Here is a 17,123-nt window from a genome sequence, read left to right on the forward strand (position 1 = left end):
GCGCCGGCGACGCCTTTCTCATCTAGGGCGCGGGATGCGAGCGTCCCGCGCCGCGTCAGGCGTGGGACGTCTGCGCCCGGGCTCGCGCCTCCGTCTCGGCGTCTGTCGCGGCCTCCACATGTTTGGAATGGTCGGCGGCGAGCACGAGATAGACGGCCGGCAGCACGAACAGAGTGAACAGAGTGCCGATCGACAGGCCCGAGGCGATGACGAGGCCCATATTGTAGCGCGACGCCGCGCCGGCGCCGGTCGCCATGATGAGCGGCAGCACTCCCAGCACCATCGCCGCCGTGGTCATGAGGATGGGACGCAGGCGGATCGAGGTCGCCTCGATGATCGCCTCATATTTCGTCTTGCCGCTGTGCTGCTGCTCATTGGCGAATTCGACGATGAGAATGCCGTGCTTGCTGATGAGGCCCATCAGCGTCACGAGTCCGACCTGCGTGTAGATGTTGATGCTCGCGCCCCCGAAGCCCAGCATGATGAAGACGAGCGCGCCGGCGATCGACATGGGCACGGAGACGAGGATGATGAGCGGATCGCGGAAGCTCTCGAACTGCGCCGCGAGCGCCAGGAAGATGATGATGAGCGCGAAGCCGAAGGTCACGGCGAAGCCGCTCGACTCCTGCACGAATTGGCGCAGGGCGCCGGCGTAGTCGATCGTGTAGGACGCCGGCAATGTCTGCGCTGCGACCTCCTTCAACGTCGCCAGCGCCTCTCCGGCGATGACGCCCGGCGCCGCGACGCCGGAGATGGTGAAGGAATTGATCTGCTGGAAATGGTTGAGCGATTCCGGCACCACCATCGTCTGGAACTTCGCCACCGTCGACAGCGGCACGGAGGAGCCGTCCGCGGTCTTGATGTAATAGTTCAAGATCTGATCCGGATTGAGCCGGAACTGTTGCGCCATCTGCGGGATGACCTTGTACGAGCGTCCGTCCAGCCCGAAATATTGCGTGTAGCCGCCGCTCAATCCCGTGGTGAGCGCGCCGCCGACGTCGAGCATGCGCAAGCCCAGCTGCGCCGTCTTCTCGCGGTCGATCACCAGCGACATCTGCGGCTGATCGATCTTCAGATCCGTGTCGAGAAACATGAAGTTCCCGGTCGCCAGCGCTTTCGACAGGAACTCGCGCGAGATGTCGTTCATCTTGTCGAATGTGTCGGTGCTCTGCACCACGAATTGAATCGGCAGACCATTGGAGCCCGGCAAGGGCTGCGGCTGGAAGGTGACGAGCCGCTGTCCCGGCACCGAGCTTGCGAGCTCCTGCTGCAGCGCCTGCTGCAGCTGCTCGGCGCTCATCTTGCGCTTGTCGGCCGGCGTCAGCACGACGCCGCCGAAGATGAGGCCGGGCGTGACGATCTGGAACGAGCTGGTCATCTCCGGATGCTTGGCGAAGGTCTGGTAGACCTGATCGCCATAGAACAGCTTCTGCTTCAGAGTGGCGTTGGGCGCGGAAGTCGATTGCGCGAAGACGACGCCCTGGTCCTCGTTCGGCGCGAGCTCGTTCTTCGAGTTCGAATAGAGCCAGAAGATGCTCAGCAGCACGAGCCCGCCGAAGGTGAGCGTGACCGGCACGAAGTGGAGGGAGCGCTCGAGCAGGCGGTGATAGCGCTCCTTGACCCAGTCCATTTTGGCGTCGATGAAGGCGACGATCTTCGTTTCCAGCGTTTCCTGTCCCGCTTGCGGCGCCTTCAGGACCAGCGCGCAGCTGACCGGCGACAGAGTGAGCGCGATGATCGCCGAAACCGTCACCGAGCCGGCGAGAGTAAAGGCGAATTCGACGAAGAGCGCGCCCGTGAGACCGCCCTGGAATCCGATCGGCACATAGACGGCGATCAGCACGATGGTCATGGCGATGATCGGTCCGGCGAGCTCGCGCGCCGCCTGCAACGCCGCGTCGAATGGCTTCAGACCGTCGGCGAGATGGCGATTGACGTTCTCGACGACGATGATGGCGTCGTCCACGACGAGGCCGATCGCCAGCACCAGCGCCAGCAGGGTGAGCAGATTGATCGAGAAGCCGAGCGCCAGCAGAATGGTGAAGGTGCCGACGAGCGACAGCGGAATCGCCACGATCGGTATCACCACCGAGCGCCAGGAGCCGAGGAACATGAACACGACGCCGGTGACGATGAGGATGGCCTCGATCAGCGTATGGACCACCTCGTCGATCGAGCTGTTCACGAACTCGGTCGTGTCATAGACGATCTCGCTGTTCAGCCCTTGCGGCAGCGATTTCAGAATGTCCGGATAGGCGTCCTTGACGCCTTTGACGACATCGAGAAGATTGGCGTTGGGCGCGACGAGAATGCCGATATAGACGGCCTTCTTGCCGTTGAAGGCCACCGAGGACTCGTAATCCTCCGAGCCGAGCGTGACATTGGCGACGTCGCGCAGCTTCACATTGGCGCCGCTCACCTGCTTGACGACGAGATTGCGGAACTCCTCCAGCGAATGCATCGAGGTCGCCGCGGTGAGCGTGACCTGCACCATCTCGCCCTTGGTCGAGCCGAGCCCGGCGATATAATCGTTGCCCTGCAGCGCGGCGCTGAGCTCGCTCGCGGTGAGGCCATAGGCGGCGAGCTTCACCGGATCGAGCCAGGCCCTCAGCGCGAAGGTCTTGCCGCCGATGAGCTCCGCCGTCTGCACGCCCGGCACGGATTGCAGACGCGGCTGCACGACGCGGATCAGATAATCGGTGACCTGGCTCGACGTCAGAATATCGCTATTGAAGCCGATATACATGGCGTCGGTGGTCTGGCCGATCTTCACGGTGATGACCGGCCGCTGCACGGCCGAGGGCAGCTGATTGAGCACCGAGTCGATCTTGGTGCTGATCTCGGTCAGCGCCTTGCCCGAATCATAGTTGAGGCGCAGATTGGCGGTGATGGTGCTCGTGCCGACCTGACTCGTCGATGTGAGATAGTCGATGCCGTTCGCCTGCGCGATGGCGTTCTCGAGCGGCGTCGTGACGAAGCCGGCGACGGTCGCGGGATCGGCGCCGAAATAGGAGGTCGTCACGGTGACGACGGCGTTCTGCGTGCGCGGATATTGCAGCGTCGGCAAGGTGACGAGCGAGCGCAGGCCCATCACCAGGATCAGGAGGCTCACCACCGAGGCGAGCACCGGGCGACGCACGAAAATGTCGGTGAAACGCATATTCGCTGTCTCCGTTCACTGATCCACGGGCTTGGGATCGGGATCGACGGGCGGTTGCGGCGCGTCCGAAATTTTCAGCGGCGAGCCGTTTCGGAGCTTCACCTGTCCGGCGGTGACGACCGTCGCGCCTTCCGGGACGCCCTCCAGCACAGCGACCTCGTCGCCGCGCGTCGCGCCGAGGCGCACGAACACCTGCTGCGCCGTGAGGCCGCCCGCCGGCGCGCTCTTGTCGGCGGCGTTCTGCTGCACGAGAAACACCGAATTGCCGAAAGGCGCGTAGACGATCGCCGTCTGCGGCAGGGTGATCCGCCGCTCGGGATGGCCGGTCACGATGTCGATCTCGGCGAACATTCCGGGTGTGAGCTTGTGATCGGCGTTGGCGAGGCTCGCGCGCACCTGCACATTGCGGCTCGCCTGATCGACCTTGGAATTGATCGCGACGATCTTGCCGGTGAATTTCTTGCCCGGAAAGGCGTCGACATTGGCGTCGATCGGCTGGCCCACCTCGACGCCGTTCAGCGCCTGCTGCGGCAGCAGAAAATCGAGGAAGATCGGATCGAGCGCCTGCAGCGTCACGATGACGGAGCCGGCGCCGATATATTGTCCGAGATCGACGCTGCGAATGCCGAGCCGGCCGGCGAAGGGCGCGCGCAAAGTCTTCTGTGCGATCACCGCCTCCTGCTGCGCGACCTGCGCGTCGGCGCTCTTGAGATTGGCGACGTCGGTGTCGACGGTCGCCTGGCTCGTCGCATGCAGCTTCAGCTGCGATTGATCGCGGCGCAGAGTGATGCCGGCGAGATCGGCCGAGGCCTGCAGCGAGGCGAGCCGCGTCGTGTCCGTGTCCTTGCGCAGCTCGAGCAGCAGCTGCCCTTCCGCGACCTGCTCGCCCGACTGGAAGTGGATCTTCTCCACGATGCCGGCGACCTCGAGCGAGAGATCGGAGCCGTTGACGGCGCGAAACGTGCCGACCGCGGTCCGCTTCGGACGCCATTCCTGAAATGCGGCTTTAGTCACAGTGACGGTCTGCGGCGGATTGGCCATGCCGGCGAGGAACTGCTTGATCATGGCCGAGCGAAACACGACGAAGCCGTAGAGCAGGCCGAAGACGACGGCGACGATCGCCAGCATGATCGCCATCGGCTTCGTGGCGCCGAGACGTTTGCGTGAGAGGGGGGAAGCGCTAGCGGTCATTGCGTATGTGCTCCTCCGCCTGCGCCCGGATCGCGGCGGCGATCGGGGACAGGGCAACGGGATCGGTGGGCTTGGGCGCGGAGGCGGGCGTCTCGTCGACGCGGTTCCACCAGCCGCCGCCGAGAGACTGAAACAGCGCCGCCGTGTCGGCGAAGCGGGCCGCCTGCGCTTTCACGCGGGCGAGGCGCGTGTTCAACAGGCTCTGCTCGGCGTCGAGCACGATCGAATAATTGGTCGCGCCGACGGAATATTGGATGCGCGCGATCTCGAGGCTCTTGGCCGCCGCCTTCTCGGCCGCGACCTGCGCGCGCAATGTGGCGGCGTCATGAGAGACCGCCTGCAGCGAGTCGGCGACATTCTGCACCGCCGAGATGACGGTCGCGCGATATTGCGCCGCCGATTGCTCGAGCGCCGCGACCTTGGCCTCGCGCCGGTGGAACAACGTCCCCGCGTCGAAGGCTTGCGCCGAGGCTTGCTCCGCCAACGTGTAGACCATGCTTGTCGGCGTCATCAGCTTCGCGAAATTGTTGCCTGTGGTTCCGCCCGTGGCCGAGAGCGTGAATTGCGGCAGCATGTTCGCCGTAGCGACGCCGACCTGGGCGCTCGCCTGATGCAGTTGGCTCTCGGCCGAGAGCACGTCCGGGCGTTGGCGCACCAGAGTGGAGGGCAGGCTGACCGGCAGCTCGCGAGGAAGCTTCAAATTGGCGATGTCGACCGCCTCGCCATTGTCGCCGTTGGGGAAACGGCCGAGATAGGCCATCAGCAGATTGCGCGTCTGGGCGCGCGCTTTCTCCAGCGGCGGCAGCGTGGCCTCGGCCTGCGCCAGCAACGTGCGCTCCGACAGGACGTCCGCCTGGCTCACCGCGCCGAGCTCGAAGCGCTTCTCCAACAGCCGCAGCTGCTCGCGATAGGCCGCGATCAGCTCACGCGTCACCTTGATCTGCGCCGCGTAGGAGCCGTCGGAGACCGCCGCCGTCACGACGTTGGCGGTCAGGGCGAGATAGGTCGCCTCGAGCTGGAACCGCTGATACTCGGCCGCCGCCTCGTCGCTCTCCACCGTGCGCTGCGTCTTGCCGAACACGTCCGGCGTGAAGGACACCGCCACATTGGAATTGTGCAGCGAATAGAGGAGCAGAGAATTGGAGGAGCCGCCGAGACCACCGTATTGCGAGGTCGACATCTGGCTGCGGGTGAAGCTTTGATTAAGGGTCGCGCTCGGAAAGAACGAGCCCCGATCCGCCTCGATGGTCTCCCGAGCCTGCCGTAAGGCTGCTTCGGCGGCGGCGATGTTCGGGTGATTCGCGACCGCCTCCTCGACCAGCGCCGTCAGGCTCCGGGAGCGGAACAGCTTCCACCATTCGCCGGGAATGTCGCGGCCGTGGACCAGCGTCTGCGAGGCCCCGCCGGCGGTCGGCGTCGATTGGGTCTTGGAGGGAATCGCTCCATATCCGGCGGCCCCGGGGGCCGGCGGGGAGGCGAAGTCGGGGCCGACCGCGCAGCCCGCCAGGGCGCAGGCGGCGAGCGCGCCGGCTGCGCCCATGCGGGCTGTCCACGGCCGCCGCGGCGCGAGGCTGGGCGGATCGTCGGGGGGCGGAATGATCATTGCTGAACGCGCGAAGGTTCTGGGGGGCACAGGGACCGCCTTGTGACGCACAAAAAAACTGAACCGTTCAGTTCTGTTTCGTATTATGTTAACCTGTGACTGCGGTGTCAATGCTGAAACGGCGCCGGCGTTGTCGAAGTCACCGCCTTTTCCTCGCGTCGGACGTCCCCGGACGGAGACCAGGTAGGAAAAGGCGAAGAGAGGTCTTAGAGTGACGCAAACGAAATTGGATCGATCGCCATGACATCAGAGCCAGTTGCTCCGGCTCCAGAACTCACGGAAGAGCATGTGCCCGGCCGCAAGGAATGCCAAATCCTCGTAGCGGCGCGGGCCCAATTCCTGGAGCAGGGATTCTCGGACACCAGCATGGACGCCATCGCGCGCCGCGCGGGCGTCTCCAAGGCGACGCTCTATGCCTATTTCCCCAGCAAGGAGGCGCTGTTCAGCCATCTGATTCAGGTCGAATGCAAGGAAAAATGCGTGACGTTGCCTTCGCCCGATCTCGACGAAGGCGTGCAGCCGGCGCTGCATGCGCTGTGCAGCCATTTCGTCCGGCATTTCCTCGCCAAGGAGTCGATGGCGTTTTTCCAGACTGTTTCGGGCGAGCGCTGGCGCTTTCCCGATCTCTGCAAGCTCTATTTCAAGAGCGCCCGGCAAATCGTCGTGGATTTCGTCGTCGCATATCTCGAGCAGGCGAGGGCGAAGCGCCTGCTCGCTTTTGATGATGCGGGCATCGCCGCCGAGCAGCTGATGAACCTCGCGCTGCTGGACACGCCGTTCCGTGTCGCGCTCGGCCTCGAGCTACGCGATCAGGAGGAGGCCGAGCGGATCATGGAGGCGGGGCTCGCAGTCTTCTTGAAGGCCTATGGAGTGACCGAGACGCGAGACTGAGGGCTCGCGCTAATTCGACTGCGTCGAAAAGATTCCACGACCATCAGGGTCGTCATTGCGAGGAGCGCCGCGACGAAGCAAACCAGGGTCGCGGGCAGGGTTCTGGTTTGCTCCGCGTCATTCGCGGTGACGAGGCCCGCCGCCCTCCGCATGTCGAGAGCGCTTTCCGACCGCACGGAATCATTCGATCGATAAGAATTCGCTCAAACGAATGAATTCTAGAGCGGTATCCGATCCAATCGGATCGGAAAGCTCTAATGCGTGAGCCCCGTCGCGGAGCGGCACGCGGTCTCGCATTCCTTGCAAACGTCGGCGCAGATGCGACAATGCTCATGGTTGCCGGCGTGGCGTCGGCACTCCTCCTCGCACATGCGGCACATCTCGGCGCAGGTCTGCAGCATCGTGCGCAGTATCGACTCCTCCGTACCGGCGGCGCGCGAGGCGATCGAGCCGGCAGCGACGCAGATTTCGGCGCAATCGAGATTGAGCCGGATGCAATGGCGCAGATCCGCGACCTTATCCTCGCCGAGACAGGCGTCGGCGCAGGCCGCGCAGGTCTGCGCGCAATCGAAGCACATCTCGACGCATTGGACGAGCGACCGATCCGTCTGGCCGCGCGCCTGCGGATGCTTGGAGATCATGGCTTCCACATGCATGGCGTTCTCCTTAGATCATTTGTGAACGTGCTCGGGCTTGCCTTTGCGCTTGGTCGCGGCGAACTCGCGGAGCTGCTCCTCGCTCATCGATTCATACATGGATTTCGACGCGCCTTGCAGCTCGCTCGGCGATATCTCGCCGCGCTTTGCGGCGAGCGCGGCTCCGGCGGCCTGCTGCTGGGCTTTGGATCTCGCCGGCATGTCGTTTCTCCCGCGGGCGACGAAGTAAAGGATAACCCCGCGGCGACGGAGTCGTTCCGCGCTCAGCCGCGCCGGAGGCGCGCCGCGAGATCGGGCAGCCTGCCGCCGCTCGCGAGATAGACGCCGAAGGAGACGCACAGCAGCGCCGCTTGTTCGATCGGCGAGGGAATCTCGCCGAGAATCGGCACGGCCAAGAGCGCCGCCATCGGCGGCGTCAGCGCCGCGAAGGCCGCGCCAGCAGAAGCGCCGAGCAGCTCGATCGCCTTGCCGAAAAAATAGAGAGCGACGACGGAGACGAGCACGCCCTGGAACAAAGTCTGGAACAGAACATCGCTCAGCGGCGCGTCGAACGCCCGCCCGCCGAAGACGAGGAAATAGATCGGCAGATAAATGACCAGCGAGCCGGTGGAGACGAGCGCCGCCGCATGCAGCGACTCGAGCCGCGAAGCGCGCAGCGCCAGCGCATAGCAGGCCCAGATGAAAGCTGCGCCGAGCAGCAGCAGATGGCCGAGCGCGCCATCCGCGAGCGGCGCCGTCCCGAACACGATGGCGAGGACGCCGCAGGCGATCAGCGCATAGCCGAGCTTGCGGGCTGTCGAGAAGCGCTCATTCATCAGCACGGCGGCGAGCGCGGCGACGAACATGGGCATGGAGCCGGGCAGCAGCGCGCCGGCATGGGCCGCGGGCGCGAGGCGCAGTCCGCTCGCGGCGACGAGCACATAAGGCGCGCCGGCGCCGCAGACGAGAGTGGCGAGACGCCACGGACCGAGCCGCTCGAGCGCGAGGCCCTTGCGCAGAACGACCGGCAGCAGCAGCGCGCCGGCGGCGCCGAAGCGCAGCATGGTGAGATCATAGACGGAGAGCGTGGTCGTGACGCCATGTCGCGTGACCGCGATCCAAGTGGCCCAGATGCAGACGGCGGAAACGCCGAACGCCGCGCCGAGCGCATAGCGCGTCGGCGGCGCGGCTTGCGCGATTTGATCGCTCATGGCGTCGTCCTCGGTCTATCGATTGCGGCCACTCATAGTCGAGAACAGGCGCGGGCGCAGCAATTATCTCTGCGACGTTTGACCGCGCGCGACCGCGCGCCATTTGCTCATGGACCGCGAGCCGTCCGGCTCGCCGACGGAGTGGATCTCATGGCGCTGCCGATCGGCGAGCTCTTTCTTCTCGGATTTCGCGGCGCGCAGATTCCGCGATGGCTGCGCGAATTCGCACATGACTTCGGCCTCGGCGGAGTCATCCTGTTCGACTATGACTGCATCGACAAGAAATATGAGCGCAACATTTTCGATCCTGCGCAGCTTGCGGCGCTCTGCGCGGAGCTGCACGCGCTGCCGTCGCATCCGCTGATCTTCATCGATCAGGAAGGCGGCAAGGTGCGCCGCCTCAAGGAGGAGCGCGGCTTCGCGCCGCTGCCGAGCGCGCGCATGCTCGGGCGCATGAGCGCGGCCGAGCGTCTCGCCGCCGTGCGACCCGCTTATCACGAATTGCGCGAGCTCGGGCTCGATGTGAATCTCGCGCCCGTCGTCGATCTCGACATCAATCCGGACAGTCCTGACATCGGCTCGGCGCAGCGCAGCTTCTCCGCCGATCCTGCGATCGTGGAGGAATGCGCGCGCACGCTGGCGGAAGCCGCGCGACTGGTCGGACTGAAGCTCTGCCTCAAGCATTTCCCCGGGACCGGCGGCGCCAAGGTCAATCCGCATGATCATGTGATGGATCTCTCCGACTGCCTGACCGAGCCGCAGGTCGCCGTGTTCGAGCGGCTGATTGCGCGCATTCCGATGGTGTTGTTCAGCCATGGCGTCGTGAATCAATGGGAGAAGGAGACGCCTGTTTGCCTGTCTTCGGTCGCCGTCGGCAAGCTGCGCGCCATCGCGCCGCAGGCGACGATCCTGACCGACGATCTACAGATGCAAGGCGTGCAGAAGCTGATGTCGACCGGCGAAGCCTGTCGCCGCGCGCTCCGCGCCGGCGCCGATTTTCTGCTCATCGGCAATAATATGCTGGACGAGCAGGAGCAGGCTGCGCATTACGCGCGCGATCTTCGCGAAGCTTGCGCGAGCGACGCCGCGATGCATATTCATGCCGAAGAATCGATCGACCGTATTCGTGGTTTGAAGCCATAGCCCTCATTGCGAGCGAGTCCAGAAAATCAAGACGCGCCCGCCACCCAGGTCGCGATGATCGAGACATCGTGCGGCGCGAATGCGACCATATCCGCGCGATAGCCCGGCGCGAGACGGCCGAGCCGATCGCCGAGTCCCAGAAAATGCGCCGGCTCGCGCGAGGCGAGCGTCAGCGCGCGTTCGAGCGGCAGGCCGAGCCGCGCGACGCAATTGCGCACCGCGCTCGCCATATCGAGCGCGGCGCCCGCCAGCACGCCGTCCTCCGTCACGCAGCGGCCGTCGCGCGCGAGAATGCGCCGGCCCTGTAGCGCGAATTCGTCGCTGTGTCCGCCGACGGGAGGCATGGCGTCGGTGACGAGCATCGGATGGCCAACGCTAGCGCGCAGCGCCAGCCGCAGCATCGTCGAATGCACATGCTCGCCATCGACGATCAAGCCATAGCAGGCGTCGGGCGATTCGAGCGCAGCGGCGATCGGGCCGCCCTCGCGGCTGCCGAGCGGGCGCATGGCGTTGAACAAATGGGTGAAGCCGGTGAGTCCATCGCGCATCGCCGTGCGGGTCTCTTCATAGCTCGCCATCGAATGGCCGAGCGCGATCTTGCAGCCGGCGCGCGTCAGCGCAGCGATGAAGCCATCGGGAACCTCCTCGGGCGCGAGCGTCACCAGCGAGACGCAGCCCGGCGGCGGCGCGAGAATAGCGAGATGATGCGGCTCGGGTCGCCGCACGAGATCGCCGCGATGCACGCCGAGCTTCCGCGGCGAAAGGAAAGGCCCTTCGAAATGTACGCCGAGAACGCCCCGCTCGCGCGTCATGCTGTCCGCGATCGCATGCGCCGCGGCGCGCATCTTCTCATCCGTGTCGGTGATGAGCGTCGGCAGCAGCGATGTCGTGCCAAATCGGCGATGCGCGCGCAGGATCGTCGCGATGGCGTCCGGCGTCGGCTCGTCGTTGAAAAGCACATCGCCGCCGCCATTCACTTGAAGATCGATGAAGCCCGGCGCGAGCCAAGCGCCCGCAGGCAGATCGACGATCGTCGCTGCGGCGACATCGTCACGCCGAGTCAGCGCGACGATCGCTTCGTCCTCGATCAGAACCGCCGCGTCGCGATGGATGCTATCGCCGTCGAAGACGATATCGGCTGCGATCGCCAATCTTTCCTTCATCGCGTGCGCGTGACCTTCTGCAAATGGCGCGGCCGATCGACATCGGCGCCGCGCGCCGCCGCGAGCCGCGCGACGACGCCATAAAAGCTCTGGATCAGGCAGATCGCGTCGAGCTCGGCATGGTCGCTCGCCAGCGTCGGCAGATGCGTCGCGGCTTCGCTCGCATCGTCGGTCGTGAGCAGCGCCGCGCCCTTGCGGCGAAGATCTGCGGCGAGCGCGCGCATTCCCGGCGCCGCTTCGTCCTGCGGCGTGAGCATCAGCACCGGATAGAGCGACGACACCAGCGAAACGGGACCGTGCAGAAACTCCGCCGAGCTGAAGGCCTCCGCATGAAGATTGGAGGTTTCCTTCAGCTTCAGCGCCGCCTCGCGCGCAATGGCGAGCGTCGGTCCGCGGCCGATGGCGACGAGGCTGCCCGCGCGCGCGAAAGCGCCGACCAGCGCGCTCCAGTCGAGCTCCGCCGCCGCTGCGAGCCGCTCCGGCAGGCGCGGCAGCGCCGCGGTCAGCGCCGCGTCCTCGCTCCATAGCGCGACGAGCCGCGCCAGCGCCGCGAGCGAGCTTATGAACGTCTTGGTCGCCGGAACGGCGAGCTCGGGTCCGGCCTCCATGGGCAGCGCAAACTCACATTGAGCGGCGAGCGCGCTCGCCGTCTCATTGACGATGCAAGCCGTCACTGCTCCGGCCCGGCGCGCGGAAGCCGCGAGCTCGATGAGATCATTGCTGCCGCCCGATTGCGAGATCGCCAGGAACAGCTGGCCCTCGAGGCGAAGGCTGCGATGATAGACGCTGGCGATGCTCGGCGCAGCGGCGGCGACAGGCAGTCCGAGATGGCGCTCGAGCAGATGCTTGCCGAAGGTCGCGGCATGGGCGGAGCTGCCGCGCGCGCAAGTGACGGCGACTTGCGGCGGTCGCTCGCGCAGCCGCGCGACGAGACGCGCGAGCGGCTCCGCGAGCGCGCGCTGCTGTCGCGCGACGGCGCTCGGCGCTTCGCGCGCTTCCTGCGCCATTCGATTGTCTGGCGTCGTCATCGGCGGCCTATCGGTGCGCGCCCCCCGGCCGCGGTCTTATCTCACAATGGCGCGCGGCGCGCGAGAAGCAATTCTTCGCCGCAGGCTCTCGGCTCCGCTTGCGAATCGAGGCCGCGGCCCAAAACTCTGTCGCAAGGAGAAGCGATATGGAAACGGAACGTCCGAGCCCACGCTATTCGCGCATCGACGCCTGGGAGCCGGCGGAGATTCTCGATGCGATGATCGAAGGCCAGCTCGCCGCCGTCGCCGCGGTGCGCGCCGCGCGCGCGTCGCTGGAAAGCGCGGCGCTCGCGATCGAGCAGAAGCTCGGCGCTGGCGGGCGACTCGTCTACGTCGGCGCCGGCACCTCTGGGCGGCTCGCGGTGCAGGACGGCGCCGAGCTCGCGCCGACCTTCGGCTGGCCGCAGGACAAATTGCTGCTGCTCATCGCCGGCGGCGAGGATGCTCTGCTGAAGGCGGTGGAAGGCGCCGAGGACGAGAGCGCGCGCGCCATCGAGCTGATGCGTCGTCATGGGGTGGGGCGGGCCGATGTGCTGATCGCGCTCGCGGCGAGCGGCACGACGCCCTTCACGCTCGCCTGTCTGCGCGAGGCGAAGCGCGCCGGCGCGCTCGTCATCGGCGTCGCCAATAATCGCGACACGCCTCTGCTCGCCGAGGCCGATCACGCGATTTTCCTCGACACGGGACCGGAGGTGATCGCTGGCTCGACGCGCATGAAGGCGGGCGCCGCGCAGCGCACCGCTCTGCTGCTGCTGTCGTCGCTGGTGATGATTCTGCTCGGCCGTGTCTTTGACGGGTTGATGGTCGATGTGCAGGCGTCCAACAAGAAGCTGGTTCGCCGCAGCGAGAAAATTCTCGCGCGATTGACGGGCCGCGGAGCCGAAGAGATCGACGCCGCGCTGCGCCGCTCCGGCGGCAGCGTGAAGCTCGCGTTTCTTTTGCTGCAAGGTTGGGAGCACGCCGAGGCGGAGGCGGCGCTCAGCGCCGCCCATGGCCATTTGCGCCGCGCTTTCGAGACGCTGGACGCGCGCCGCGCCGGCATTGCGGCTCAGACGCCCGGCGGATCGACGGTCGGCTTGAAGAAGCCGACGCCGAGTTGAATGAGCGCGCGGCTCACGAGATCGGGCTTGCGGCTCGCGAGCGTGAACAAGCGGCCCCCGTTTCTGTCCCGCCACGGCGCCTCCCACACGCGATAGGGCTTGTCGCGTGCCTCCTTCAGCCGTTCGAGAATGCGCTCGATGGTCTTTGCGTCCAGCGTCTGGCTCATCGGCGCCGTCGCCCTGCGAATGCCTTCGACATTGCGCTCGTCGAATGCGGGATCGAGCAGCTCGGCGATGACGAGCCGCGCGTCATCCGCATCGACGCCGAGATCGCTCGGCAGCTCCCAGCCGGTGATCTGGTCGCGGCGCACGAGATCGGCGAGAATGGCGAGCCGTGCAAAGCTCAACGTCTTGTCGCGGATCAGGCCCGGCGCGCTGCGTATTCCCGGCATCAGCACGAAGCCGAGCAGAAGGCCGAGCACGCCGCGCACATTTTGCTGAACCAGCAAAGGCGCGACGCGATCGAAGCGAGCGCCGATGCGCTCCATGAGGCGATCGAGATCGGCCTGTGTGATCCGGGGCCAGGGTGGAAGCTCGACGGTTTCCTTCGCCGAGCCATAGAGCGGAACGAGGCAATAGGACGCCGAGCCTGCCGGATCGCTCTCTTCCGGCAGTGCTTCGAGCGCCTGTTTGTCGACCTGCGGCGGCCAGCTCGTCACGATCGGATGATCGGCCGGAACAGCGAAGGCGGTCAGCAGAAACTTCTGACAATTGCGTCGTCCGAGCTGATAATCATGATCGCGAAACGCGCGCGCGACGAAGCCGCCGAATCCGCCGAGCAGGCCGCTGGCGATGCCATAGCGTTGCGGCTTGCCGTCGACGACGCGGCGCGGGCCGATCAGATAGCGGCTGCCATGATCGGGATCGACGGCGAGCGCGAGCTCGCCGGGCTTGAAGCGCGCCTGATCGATCAGCGAGGGCATCAGCGAGCGGAACAGGCTGACGATATCCATCGCCGGTTCGCCTTCGTTGCGGATCGGCTTGGGCTCGGGAAAGGGCGAGATCATCACCACGGCGCGGTCGGCCTCGTGGAGATCGAACAGAATGCGTTCGTCGGTCGCCTTCTTCTTCAGCGTGAAGCGCGCATATTCGAACGGGTCGTTGTCGATGATGCCGCCGTCGGCGCAGGTGAACCAGAACGGACTCTCGCTCTCCACCGCCGGCGGCCATTGCGGCGCCAGATTTTCAAGGCCGGCGATGTCGTTGTTGGGATAGCGGCGCCCCTCGTAATCCTGCGGCAGCGGCGCGTCGATGAGACGCGGCGCGAGGCCGACCGGAAAGGCCGAGGAGCCGAGCGCGCAGACAGCGTAATCTTTCCAGGAGTCGCGCGTCGCGGGATTGGGAATGGTCGCGAGATCGAGCTCGGCGCGCCGCGTGTCGCTGTCGGCGAAATCGCTGCTCGTTCGCCAACCGCCGGCGCCGGTCAGCACGAAATGCGCGCGGTCGCCATGCGAGATCATATGGTAATCGCCGCCGTCGAAGCGCAGTCTCCAGGGGACGCCGCGAAGATTGGACAATGTGAGATAGATGTGCAGCGTCGCGGAGACATAGGGCCGCGGCGCGCGAACGTCGCCGACGCTGATCGCATCCGCGGCAATCTCGTCGAGCAGGCGGGCGTTGAGCAGCGACACGACGGGGAGCGGATCGTTCTTCGCCGGAAAGGGCGTGCGGCTGGTGCGCGAGAAATCTTGCGCCTCGGGCGGACGGATGTCGAGATCCTCGAGCGACAGGAAATCCTGAATCTTCGGATCCGCGGCGTCGAGCGTCGGCTTGACGACCCATGCGTCATAGAGCTTGGGGAGAGTGTAGCGATAGCTGAAGCCGCCCTGCGTGAAGACGCCGGGCTTCGCGTTGTCGACGAGCGCGATGGCGCCGATCGCCGCGGTGATGGCGCCGGCGGAGGCGCCGGACATCACCTTTATGCCGACGCGATGGTTCGGGACCGCTCCGCTCTGGTCCCCTTCGCGTGCTTTTTCCCAAGCCTCCAGCGCCTCGATCAGAAAATCGAGGACGCCGGCCGTATAGGCGCCGGCGGAAATCGCGCCGGACATTGTGAGGCCGATCTGAAATTCCTGTTTCGACAATTCATCCATGTCGGTCTTCCTTTCGGCTCACGCTTTCGCGCGGCGCATGATCGCCTTTGCTGCTTCATCCGATCATGTCTCGATGGTCTCGTCGCCTCGGTCGCCGGCAACGTATAGGCCGCCAGATGCGTCGGCTCTGTCGAATGTCTTGTAAGCTCTATCACTACGTCTGATCTCGCGAAGATTATCGCAGCGCGCCGACACGGTCAACGAACCATGCGAGCGCGATCGTGAATGCGACGAGGCTGAGCGCCGGCGCTATGGCGCGCGCATAGACGAGGCTGCGTCGCATCGAGAACATGATCGGCATGAGCAGCGACGCGACGGCGATCTGTCCGAGCTCGACGCCGCCATTGAAGCCGGCGAGCGCCAGCAGCAGCTTGGAGGGGGCGAGTCCCATGGGCCCGAGCGCGGTCGCGAAGGCGAGCCCGTGCACGAGGCCGAAGCCGAATGCGACCATCCAGCGCGCGCGCGGCAGGATAGCGCGAAGATTGTCGATCGCCGCCGCCATGATCGTCGCCGCGATGGCCGGCTCGACGAAACGCGAGGGCGCGTCCACGAGACGGAAAGCGCCGAGCGATAAGGTGATAGCGTGCGCGGCCGTGAAGGCGGTCAGCATCGTCAAGGTGTGGAGCGCGCATTCGCCGAAGCCGTCGAGCGGCTTCCAGCGCCCGTTCTCGCCGCGCCGGAAGGCTGCGAAGATCATCAGCACGGCGACGAAGAGGAGATGATCATGGCCGAAGAGAATATGATCGACGCCGAAGCGCACGAAACGAAGAAAGGACCCGGACTCCTCCGCTGCGGACGGATCGAGCGCGACATCGCCGCGCTCCGGTGAAAGCAGCTCGGATCGCTCGCCGGACGGCGTGACGAGAGTGAGAAGACCGCGATGCGTCGGGTCGATGTCGAACAGAAGACGGTAATGAAGCTGTCGCTCGTTCGGCGTCGGTCGGCATTCCGCCTCGAAGCGCAGGACGGCGTAGGCGGCGCCGGCGTGACGATCGACCAGCAGATCCCGCCCCTGCAGCGCGCATCCGTCGATCGCGAGGCGCTCCGAAGCATAGGCCTCGATCGCAATGCGACGCGCCTTCAGCAATCCCCACGTCACGAGGCCGTCATCGGACGTGTCGAGCCCGACGGCGGCGTCGAGATCGCGCAGCGCAATATCCCATTGTCCTCTGATGCGTCCCTGCGCATCGATGTCGATATGCAGATAGCTATCCGACGAGAGATGCGCGCATGCGGTCTGCGGAGGCGTCGCCGTCGTGATGGCGAGCAGCGCCAAGATGAGGCGAAGCGTCAATGTGGCGCGCAAAGGATCGACTGTCCCGAGGCGCAGACAGCGGCGGCAAGCCCCGCGACGCCGGCGCAGAGTCGCAAGCCGAGACGCGCGGCGCGCCAGGGTGTGACGAAGGATGCGGCGACGAGGCCATAGGATGCGGCCGCCGCCGCGGCGATCGATAGGCCCGCCGCGGCGGCCATGCGGTCGGCGAGAGTCGCGCTCGTGACGCCGATCGAGCCTGCGGTCGCGCCGCATAGGGCGGCCGTGAGCAGCAATCGGCGTAGGTCGATTTGCACGCCCGCGGCGCCGGCGGCGCCCACAGGCGCCAGCGCGACGAGCGCCGCCGCAGATGCAACGCGATTGTCGTCGCCGAGATCGCCGATGGCGAGCGCAGCGGCGAAGGCGGCGAAGGCAAAGCAGCTCACGACGGCCTGATCGGCGCGGCGCTGCTGCAATCCGGCCCAGATGGCGAGCGCGACCGCCAGGGCCGGTCGTTCGCAGCCGATGAAGAAATGCGCGACGCCGGACCAGAAGCCGCCGAGCGCCGCGAGCTCGCTATGCGCTTGCGCCGACGCCGGGAAGACGCCGGCGCCGGCGACGAGGAGCAGGAGCCGTACGCCTTTGCGCAAGTC

Annotated in this window: 14 protein-coding genes; 3 read left to right on the forward strand and 11 right to left on the reverse strand. The window is 66.0% G+C overall.

All coding sequences use genetic code 11. The annotated features are described in order from the left end of the window. Window positions 1-55: 55 nt before the first annotated feature. The 3 genes from CQW49_RS17215 to CQW49_RS17225 are packed head-to-tail and all read right to left on the reverse strand — an operon-like array spanning window position 56 to window position 5,954. The gene (locus tag CQW49_RS17215) at window positions 56-3,160 is read right to left on the reverse strand and encodes an efflux RND transporter permease subunit (protein WP_003608465.1); all 3,105 of its coding nucleotides are present in this window, start codon (window positions 3,158-3,160) and stop codon (window positions 56-58) included. A 15-nt stretch (window positions 3,161-3,175) separates the two neighbouring features. Next, the gene (locus tag CQW49_RS17220) at window positions 3,176-4,351 is read right to left on the reverse strand and encodes an efflux RND transporter periplasmic adaptor subunit (protein ID WP_003608464.1); all 1,176 of its coding nucleotides are present in this window, start codon (window positions 4,349-4,351) and stop codon (window positions 3,176-3,178) included. Continuing rightward, window positions 4,341-5,954, reverse strand: a complete 1,614-nt coding sequence (locus CQW49_RS17225) for an efflux transporter outer membrane subunit (RefSeq protein ID WP_024749558.1) — start codon at window positions 5,952-5,954, stop codon at window positions 4,341-4,343. Before CQW49_RS17225 ends, CQW49_RS17220 begins: the two co-directional genes overlap by 11 nt. 240 nt (window positions 5,955-6,194) lie before the next feature. Here CQW49_RS17225 and CQW49_RS17230 point away from each other — a divergent pair, with 240 nt between their 5' ends. Then, entirely contained in the window at window positions 6,195-6,845 is a 651-nt protein-coding gene (locus CQW49_RS17230; protein WP_003608459.1) for a TetR/AcrR family transcriptional regulator, read from the forward strand. A gap of 254 nt (window positions 6,846-7,099) precedes the next feature. Here the strand turns inward: CQW49_RS17230 and CQW49_RS17235 are convergent, their stop codons facing one another. From CQW49_RS17235 to CQW49_RS17245, 3 genes are all read right to left on the reverse strand, one after another. Beyond that, a complete protein-coding gene (locus CQW49_RS17235; protein ID WP_003608458.1) occupies window positions 7,100-7,501 on the reverse strand; it encodes a four-helix bundle copper-binding protein in 402 nt (133 codons plus the stop codon). Between the two features lie 15 nt (window positions 7,502-7,516). Next, on the reverse strand, window positions 7,517-7,702 hold the full coding sequence (locus CQW49_RS17240) for a DUF3008 family protein (RefSeq protein ID WP_003608456.1): 186 nt from the start codon (window positions 7,700-7,702) through the stop codon (window positions 7,517-7,519). Between the two features lie 62 nt (window positions 7,703-7,764). Continuing rightward, window positions 7,765-8,691, reverse strand: coding sequence for a DMT family transporter (locus CQW49_RS17245; RefSeq protein WP_003608454.1), 927 nt, complete (start codon window positions 8,689-8,691; stop codon window positions 7,765-7,767). Between the two features lie 150 nt (window positions 8,692-8,841). Between CQW49_RS17245 and CQW49_RS17250 the strand changes: the two genes are divergently transcribed. After that, window positions 8,842-9,834 carry a glycoside hydrolase family 3 N-terminal domain-containing protein gene (locus CQW49_RS17250; protein ID WP_003608452.1) on the forward strand — a complete coding sequence of 331 codons (993 nt, stop codon included), beginning with the start codon at window positions 8,842-8,844 and terminating at the stop codon, window positions 9,832-9,834. A gap of 26 nt (window positions 9,835-9,860) precedes the next feature. On the opposite strand, the gene nagA is transcribed toward CQW49_RS17250, so the two are convergent. Both nagA and CQW49_RS17260 read right to left on the reverse strand, forming a co-directional pair. After that, entirely contained in the window at window positions 9,861-10,997 is a 1,137-nt protein-coding gene (nagA, locus tag CQW49_RS17255; RefSeq protein WP_003608450.1) for an N-acetylglucosamine-6-phosphate deacetylase, read from the reverse strand. After that, the gene (locus tag CQW49_RS17260) at window positions 10,994-12,025 is read right to left on the reverse strand and encodes an SIS domain-containing protein (RefSeq protein WP_003608448.1); all 1,032 of its coding nucleotides are present in this window, start codon (window positions 12,023-12,025) and stop codon (window positions 10,994-10,996) included. The genes nagA and CQW49_RS17260 overlap by 4 nt, the downstream gene beginning before the upstream one ends. Before the next feature lie 146 nt (window positions 12,026-12,171). Between CQW49_RS17260 and CQW49_RS17265 the strand changes: the two genes are divergently transcribed. After that, window positions 12,172-13,125: an N-acetylmuramic acid 6-phosphate etherase gene (locus CQW49_RS17265; RefSeq protein WP_003608446.1), complete on the forward strand. Its 954-nt coding sequence runs from the start codon at window positions 12,172-12,174 to the stop codon at window positions 13,123-13,125. Here the strand turns inward: CQW49_RS17265 and CQW49_RS17270 are convergent. From CQW49_RS17270 to CQW49_RS24740, 3 genes are all read right to left on the reverse strand, one after another. Beyond that, window positions 13,074-15,218: a patatin-like phospholipase family protein gene (locus CQW49_RS17270; RefSeq protein ID WP_003608444.1), complete on the reverse strand. Its 2,145-nt coding sequence runs from the start codon at window positions 15,216-15,218 to the stop codon at window positions 13,074-13,076. The genes CQW49_RS17265 and CQW49_RS17270 overlap by 52 nt on opposite strands. Before the next feature lie 175 nt (window positions 15,219-15,393). Continuing rightward, the gene (locus CQW49_RS17275) at window positions 15,394-16,512 is read right to left on the reverse strand and encodes a HupE/UreJ family protein (protein ID WP_003608443.1); all 1,119 of its coding nucleotides are present in this window, start codon (window positions 16,510-16,512) and stop codon (window positions 15,394-15,396) included. After that, window positions 16,509-17,120: a hypothetical protein gene (locus CQW49_RS24740; protein ID WP_003608441.1), complete on the reverse strand. Its 612-nt coding sequence runs from the start codon at window positions 17,118-17,120 to the stop codon at window positions 16,509-16,511. The genes CQW49_RS17275 and CQW49_RS24740 overlap by 4 nt, the downstream gene beginning before the upstream one ends. Between the last annotated feature and the right edge of the window lie 3 nt (window positions 17,121-17,123).

Source organism: Methylosinus trichosporium OB3b, assembly GCF_002752655.1.
GTDB lineage: Bacteria > Pseudomonadota > Alphaproteobacteria > Rhizobiales > Beijerinckiaceae > Methylosinus > Methylosinus trichosporium.